Below are 7,896 nucleotides of genomic sequence, written 5' to 3' on the forward strand. Positions count from 1 at the left end.
CTGTCAACCAAAGAGAGATGGAAATAACCAACCATTACTGAGGAAAATTCCGCTAGTCGCGGTCGGTCGTTTGCCTGAGATGCAATGATTCGCGCGGCGCACCGATCACGAGAAGGTCCGCATCCGTGGAGTGCCACGGATTACGGACCGGAGAACTGTGCTGCAGCCGTTATTTCCCAGGCTGATCCACGAGCGATTGTGCAATTTTCACCATTTCTTGCTCCGGCAGGTCGTTGCTGAGCATCCGATACTTGACTCCCTCATAGGTCCAAGTCAGCGTCTTCTGTTCCTCGCCGGTCATTTGTCCATAGGTGAAGCCCAGATCCACCGCCTTCGACCCGCCGACCTGAAGCCCGACTTCCATATCCTTCGGCCGGGATTCGATCAGCGTGAACGAATATGTGCCCGTATACCGCATCATTACCGGATGATCTCCGTTGTTCGGAAGCTCCTTCTCATCGAGCTTCGCCACGCCTTCCGGCAGATAGGACGGTTCAATCAAACCGAACGGCCCCATATCCTCTTCCACGTTCGCGCTCTCAGACTGCTGCTCTGCCGCATCTGTGCCTTCAGCTCCGTCCGCAGGGGCGAGCGTCTCCTGCGATGGTGGCTGTCCGTTCTCTTCCAGTTCGCCGTTCGGGATCATCGCATGAGTCATGCCTGTCATATTGCGCTGCATGTCGAAGGAATCTTTATCGAATTTTTTGCCGAATTCGAATTGATTGAACTTCATCTCGACGACAACCTGCGCCTCCGAGTCGGTGACCTGCACCTGCTTCGGCGTGTAATCGCTCTTGTGCAGCCAGATCTTCTGGCGGACGAGCGAGTCGGTCTGATAATCGGCTGCCACATCGAATACATAGCTGTCGCCATCCTCGGTGAACTGGCGGCCCTCATCCGAGAGAATGCTGCGGACCAAGGTCTGATAGAGGTATACCTGTCCTTGATTCTCCGGCCATTCGCTCTGGAAGCGAAATATCTTCTTGAGACTCGGCGTCAGCACGAACACGCCCTCTTCATTGCGAAGAACGATCTGCTTGATGTCCTTCTTCTCGTTCGTCAGCTCAATCCGATAATAGGTCGGATCCAGATACCACACCTCCACGCGATACTGCAGCGGCTGAGTACCGGAATGCAGCGTCATCGTGCCGATGCCGGCATAACTTTCCAACTTGCTCATTACTTGATCCAGGTCATGGACCACATCGGTCGCGTCCTTCTTCCCGCATCCGGCAACTAGGATCGCCACACTCATCACGATGGCCAACATCCACGTGAGTCGACGCATGTAATCATCCCCTCTGACATGAGTATTCTTCGATTCGGTGTACTCCGCATCACTGATAACATGTCTATGAGGCAACTTGGCCGATTATGCGGACTAGTTTGACGAGCATTCGCCGGCCTTCGATCGCAATGTCTCAACAAAAAAAGCTCTCCGAAGAGAGCTTTTAACGCGAGAAATCCGGCTTATTATTTCACATACATCCCATCGACGTATGCGGTCTTCCCATTGATGGCAATTTGAATCCAGCCGTCTTTTTTACCCGTCACTTCAAGAATGGTTCCTTTCTTGACTACGGCTACAATTTTGCTGTTCGGGGACGCTTGGTTGCGCACGTTTAAGTAGTAGGCTGTAACCGTTACCTGGGAAGCTGGCTTCGCCGGTGTGACCGACTGTACCGGTTTGCCTGTGTCCGGTTTACTGGTGTTCGGTTTGCTGGTGTTCGGTTTGCCGGTGTCCGTCTTGTCAGATTCAGGCTTCGCCGCTTTGTCCGGCTGGGCCGGCACCTCCGTTGTAGGCGTTGTGTTCTGTTGGGCCGCTTGATACGCAGCGTTTAATCGGGAATAGAGTTCACCTTTGTTCTTGGCCCCGGCAACCAATTTCACGTCCACATTGGCTTTCTCGGCAAGCGCCTTAGCTTCATCCGCCGATACGTCATCCAAAATGTTAATGGAAGCCACATTCGTATATTTGCCGTCTTCCGTCGCCGGAACCTTCAGAATGCCCGCATTGACTAGCTCGATGACATCTTTGCGCTCTGGGGCGTCCGTCTCGACGCCGACAATCTTCCAGCGATTTTGCGCCTTTTGCTCCAGCACGCCATTCTTCTCTTCCTTAATATATTTGATCGCCAGGTTGCGGATCGTGCCGCCCATTTCACCGAACGCGCTGTTGTCCTTGGAAGACCAGAGCTGCTCGAACGTTCTTCCTTCCAGAGCCCCGCCCTGGGCTACAAGCGCATCCATTCGATACGCATTCATTCCGAGCACCAGCGAATCGGTTGCCTGAATCGGGGAATCATCCATACGGCGTAAGTTAGTAATCCGCTGGCCATAAGGCTTGCTCAGATCGATATCATATTTGATGTTCCCGAAAAAATCATTGGTGCTGTACTTGGAGGAGCGGCGCTTCAGATCAAAGCTAACCGTCACATCTCCCGGACGAGTGGAGTTAAAATACCCTACAGCCCACTCCATATAATCTTTCAGATCTTGGCCTGTTACTTGATAATTCGTTACTTCGCCAAAGGTAAATTGATAGTTATAGGCGATATCCTTCTTCTTGATGTCGCCGACATCTAGCCGCGCCTTATCGTTATCAATCTGAAAAGCGACGACATCCGCTTGACTGTAATGATGCATAATATCCGCAAAGAAATCCGACAGCAGCGTTTGTTGGATCTGAACCTGTGGAATGCCCTCGATTTCGTTGGTCGGAACCAGGTTCTCGCCAACGAGCCGGCCGACAACGGTATTGGCATCTTGACGCGCAAATTCATGGAATGGCTTCAGGATCTCCTCAAGCCCCGGATCGGAGGCAAGAACGTTGCCGTCCGCGTCTATGACCGGGATCGTATTGGCATCCTTGGACGTCAGCACCATCTTCCCGTCTTCTTGGCTAAAATGCAAATCAATGCGGGAAAGATGCGTTCCATATCTATTCGGTTCTGTAATCAATACCCCATTTACTTCTTCTTTGTTGACCAGTGCATGCATATGCCCGGCAAAGATCGCTGCAAGCTCCGGGTTCCCGTTGGCAATATCCCGCACGCCGGAATGAGGGATGTTGTTCTCATTGTCCAGCCCCATGTGCATAACCCCGATCATGACATCCACTTGTCCTGTTAATTCTTCAATGACTTTCTTGGTTTCTTCCACCGGATCGGTAAAGACCAAGCCTTTCACATGATCCGTTCCCTTTTCGAAGTCGGGGATCAACGGTGTCGTCATGCCGATTAAACCGATTTTGACGCCTTCCTTCTCTATAATCGTATAGGCAGGAAGAAAGCGTTCCCCATTGTCCTTGTATACATTGCCCGCTAATCTTACGCCTTCAAATTGGCTGCTCACCTTGTCCAATACATCCAGCCCGAAGTTGAACTCATGATTGCCATACGTCCATGCATCATAGCCCATCGCATTCATCGCCACCATCATCGGCGATTGAGGCTCGCTATTGAACAGCTCCGCAGAGTTGTCTTGAATCATGTCCCCGACGTCCACCAAGATCGTATTCGGATTCTCCTGACGAATCTGCTTAATGGCGGTGAATAACTGCGTCAGGCTTCCGCTCGGGTTGGGCGCATCCGAGGCATAATCCCAAGGCATAGAACGCCCATGGATATCCGAAGTCCCTAACAAGGTAATATGTACATCTTTCTTAGCCAAGCCTTCATTGGCAACGCTTTCAGAAGCGGCCGCGGAAGTGACGACAAGACTTGTTACCATCGTAACCGCCATCAACGCGCTCAGCCATTTTTTCCAACTGGATCTGTTCTGTTTCATCATGCTGCTCCCCTCATATCAATTCATCATCGTTGACGAGCGCCGCTCTCCCTTCGGCTGCGAAGCCAGACTAGCACACGGTTGTCAACACTTTCAATAAAATACTATACTCCTTCTTGCCGCATCATAGCTATGAATGGATTAACATGCATTTCGTGAAATCCGCCCATTTTCGAGATGCCTAAAGATGCAATGTGTCGCGCAGTTATTCTTCCAGCTTGCCATATGAGAACGGTTGCTTGCGGCGAGGTGAAAGAAGGGCCGCGAATTAAGGCGGGACTTCACGGATACACTACTCGAAAAAGGAAGGCAGGTGCTCCCAGTGATAGATCCATCGGATCACGAGATCGAACATAACCATACCGATGTGTCAACGGTGCAATCGCAGCGCAATGACTTGACAGCGGAGGAGTTCCCGGAAGGGCCGTACGGCGCGAGCATCGAATCGGAATCGCTTGGCAAAAGCACGGCATGGCGCAAGGGGCAGCATGGCCCGCGCCCGTACGGCAATGAAAATCTGAAATTGCATCAAGGGTTGAAACGGAACTATCCCGATGAAGACCTGATGACAGAGGACTCGCAACGGGAACGGATTGAAGACGAATAGTCCCGCCGGGTAAACGGTACCGCATTATCCTTTTATCGATCCGGCCAGCAAGCCGCGAATGAAATACCTCCCCAGGAAAATATAGACGAGCAGCGTCGGCAAGGCCGCGAGCAGCGCCCCGGCCATCTGGACGTTCCACTGCACAATCTGGCTGCCGGACAAATTTTGCAGCGCGACCATAATCGGCTGCTGCTTCTGTGTTGTCATCGTCACTGCGAACAGAAATTCATTCCAGATGTTCGTGAATTGCCAGATGCCGACGACGATGAAGCCCGTTACGGAGAGCGGCACGATCATGTTCTTGTAGATGCTGAAGAAGCCGCAGCCGTCGATTTTGGCCGCTTCCAGCATTTCATTCGGTATCGCCACGTAGAAATTCCGGAACATGAGCGTGCAGACCGGCAAGCCATATACGACATGAATGAGGATGAGCCCCGGAATCGAATTATACAGTTGGATGCGCTGCATGAACTGAATCAATGGAATCAAGATACTCTGATAGGGGATGAACATCCCAAACAGCATCAGCGAGAACAGCGCGTTCGAGCCTTTGAACTGCCACTTGGACAACACATAGCCGTTCATCGACCCGAACAGGGCCGATATTAAGGTGGCGGGAACCGCGAGCAGGAAGCTGTTGCTCAAATGCGGATACAGCTTGGATACAGCTTCGCGGTACCCGGACCAATCGAGGCTCTTCGGCAGCGCCCACATCCGCTCCAGCGTGATCTCATCCAGACCTTTGAAGCTCGTGACAAGAAGCACATACACCGGCACGAGAAAGAGCAAGGCCAAGCACGTCAAACCGGCGTATAGCGCTATCCGTTGCACCCGCTGTTTCGTCATCTATGCCTCCTCCTTCCTCATGCTTGACAGAAGATACGGGACGATTAGCAGCGAGATAAGCACGAGCATAACCATCGAGATCGCGGCGCCCTGCGCGTAATGATTGCCCCGGAACGTCGTCTCGAACATGTAGACTCCGGGCATATCCGTGACGAACATCGCTCCCGGACCGGTCATCGCGTAGATAAGATCGAATATTTTCAATGAAATATGAGTCAGCATAATGATGAGACTGACCGTAATCGGGCGCAGCTGCGGCAGCAGAATACGCCGGAATATCGTCCATTCGCCGGCTCCGTCCACCCGGGCCGCTTCCTTCTATTCCTCGGGGATGCCGCGCAATCCGGCAAGATACATGGCCATCGCGAAGCCCGACAGCTGCCAGACGGTGGCGATGACCACCGCAATCAGAGCGACGGGAAGCCCGAGCTCAATCTGCCCGAAGCGGAAGCCCGGGATAATGTCGGTGCTGACATACCATTTGGGCACATCCGTCAGCCCGATGGCCTTCAGGATCAAGTTCACCCCTGTCGACGGGTTCAGGATCCACTGCCAGACGACGCCGGTAACGATGAAGGACAGCGCCATCGGGAAAATAAAAACGTTGCGGAACAGCGACTCGGCGCGAATCTTCCGATCGACCAGTACGGCCAACAGCAGGCCGAAGCTGATCGTCACGGCAATGAATAGCAGCGTGAACACGAAGGTATTGCGCAAATCCGATTGGAACCGGAAATCTTGAAATAGAAACAGATAGTTCTTCCAGCCGGCATAGTCCAAATTGCGGGCCAGCGTGTTCCAATTGGTGAAGGACACATATCCGCTCCACCCGATAAAGACGTACACAAATATCGCAATCGCGACAAAAGAGGGCAGCACCATCAATATCGGCACGATGTTGCCCCTTCTCCGCCGCCGCGCCTTCCGCTCAGGCGGAACAGCTCGGCGCAGCGTCTCTCCTCCTATGCCTGCGGCATTCATATCCATCCCTCCTGAACACGGCAGCCGGCAGCGGAATCCCGCCGCCGGCCCCGCTTCCAATGTCGTTCAGAGCCGACCGAGGACCGCCCCGGTCAGCCGCCTACTTGGCGATGCCGCTGGATAGCTGAGCGTCGCGAAGCGAGCGGGCCGCTTGCTCTACGTCCCCGTTCGTCACGAAGATGGTCATCACTTGATTGACCTGAGTCACGAAGCCTTCGGGAGCCGCGGAGCCATGCGCCAGACTCGGCACGAGACTGCTTTTCTTGAAATCTTCAATTGTAGCTTGACCATAAGCGTCGTATTTGCTCGCATCCGCATCGATGCGCGCCGGAATCGATCCTTTGAGCGGATTGAACACATCCTGTCCTTCGACAGAGCCGAGCACCTTCAGCCATTCCTTCACCGAATCGGCGTCCTTGACGTTCTGAGGCAGGCCGAACGTATCCGTAATGACCATAAAGCTGTCCCCTGAATTCGGAGTCGCAATCCAGCCGAAATCGACATTTGCCTGCATTTTCAACTCGGTCGTAAAGTAGCCTTTGGCCCAGTCGCCCATAATGTTCATCGCCGCCTGGCCGTTAGCGACGAGTTGCGCAGCGTCCTGCCAGTTGCGCGCCGCATGATCGTCGTTACTATAGCTGAACATGTGCTTCGTCTTCTCCAGCGCGTCCTTCACTCTCGCATCGTCGAACGCGATCTCACCCGTGTACAGCTTTTTGAAGTCTTCCGGGCCGAGCACGCCAAGAAGCACCGCTTCGAATACCATCGTGGCGGTCCAAGGCTCCTTGTCTCCAAGCGACAGCGGAGTGATGCCTTTCTCCCTCAGCGCTTCGGCCGCTTGGAAGAAGTCGTCGAAGGTAGCCGGAGGAGTCAATCCATTATCGTCAAAGACCTTCTTATTGTAGAAAATGACATTGCCGCGATGGATATTGACGGGGACAGAGTAGATCGTCCCGCCCTCGCTCACCATCTCGATTAAATCTTGCGGGAACTTATCCATCCAGCCTTCGCTCTCGAACAGATCATTCAAGCCCTCCATCTTGCCGGCCGCGACCCAGCCCGTGTTCAGCTCGGCCCCGCCATGCACCTGGAAGGTTCCCGGCGGATCTCCGCCCTGCATCCGGCTGGCGAGCACCGCCTTGGCGTTCGTGCCCGCGCCTCCGGCCACGGCGGCATTGATGACTTCGATATCCGGATGCTTCTCGTTGAAAAGCTTCATCAGGCCTAATAGCCCTGCCTCTTCCCCCGCTCCCGTCCACCAGCTGAAAATCTCAACCGACTTCTTCTCGCCGGAAGACGGCTTGTCTGCATCTGTCCGTTGTCCTTCCTCCTGCCCGGCCGCCTCCGGCGGCTTCGCATCCGAACCGGAGCCGCAGGCTGCCAGGAACAGGCTCATCATACAGATTAGAGACAGCATCACCAGCATGTTTTTCCTCATGTCATATCCCCCTTTACGCTTGGAGTTTCGATTGCGGATTTCATTATCTCTACCATGCAATCGCTTACATTCAAAGTAACACAACTCTCTCCCCTGCCGGGGCGCGAAGACCTGCACTCCTTTGTCATTCAACTGGATTGATTTAAGGAGGGAAAAAAATACGGAGGCGATAGCTGATGAACTAGAGCGTGTCTTCAAACCTAATTTAACCATAACAAAATAGAAGCCAACGATA

At 53.5% G+C, this 7,896-nt stretch carries 5 protein-coding genes and 1 pseudogene; 1 reads left to right on the forward strand and 5 read right to left on the reverse strand.

Features of this window, described 5'->3' with window-relative positions; translation table 11 throughout:
* Window positions 1–169 precede the first annotated feature (169 nt).
* Window positions 170–1,288, reverse strand: coding sequence for an outer membrane lipoprotein-sorting protein (locus tag DQX05_RS26420; protein ID WP_119796287.1), 1,119 nt, complete (start codon window positions 1,286–1,288; stop codon window positions 170–172).
* A gap of 185 nt (window positions 1,289–1,473) precedes the next feature.
* Window positions 1,474–3,792, reverse strand: coding sequence for a 5'-nucleotidase C-terminal domain-containing protein (locus DQX05_RS26425; RefSeq protein WP_119796288.1), 2,319 nt, complete (start codon window positions 3,790–3,792; stop codon window positions 1,474–1,476).
* 322 nt (window positions 3,793–4,114) lie between these two features.
* Between DQX05_RS26425 and DQX05_RS26430 the strand changes: the two genes are divergently transcribed.
* Window positions 4,115–4,396 (forward strand): hypothetical protein, encoded by a 282-nt coding sequence (locus DQX05_RS26430; RefSeq protein ID WP_119796292.1) that lies wholly within the window; start codon window positions 4,115–4,117, stop codon window positions 4,394–4,396.
* Window positions 4,397–4,420: 24 nt separating this feature from the next.
* Here the strand turns inward: DQX05_RS26430 and DQX05_RS26435 are convergent, their stop codons facing one another.
* From DQX05_RS26435 to DQX05_RS26445, 3 genes and pseudogenes are all read right to left on the reverse strand, one after another.
* On the reverse strand, window positions 4,421–5,242 hold the full coding sequence (locus DQX05_RS26435) for a carbohydrate ABC transporter permease (protein ID WP_119796289.1): 822 nt from the start codon (window positions 5,240–5,242) through the stop codon (window positions 4,421–4,423).
* Window positions 5,243–6,223: pseudogene (locus DQX05_RS26440) on the reverse strand (carbohydrate ABC transporter permease).
* Window positions 6,224–6,323: 100 nt separating this feature from the next.
* Window positions 6,324–7,661 carry an ABC transporter substrate-binding protein gene (locus DQX05_RS26445; protein WP_119796290.1) on the reverse strand — a complete coding sequence of 446 codons (1,338 nt, stop codon included), beginning with the start codon at window positions 7,659–7,661 and terminating at the stop codon, window positions 6,324–6,326.
* Window positions 7,662–7,896 lie beyond the last annotated feature (235 nt).

Origin of the sequence: Paenibacillus thiaminolyticus (genome assembly GCF_003591545.1) — a bacterium.
Classification (GTDB): Bacteria; Bacillota; Bacilli; order Paenibacillales; family Paenibacillaceae; genus Paenibacillus_B; species Paenibacillus_B thiaminolyticus_A.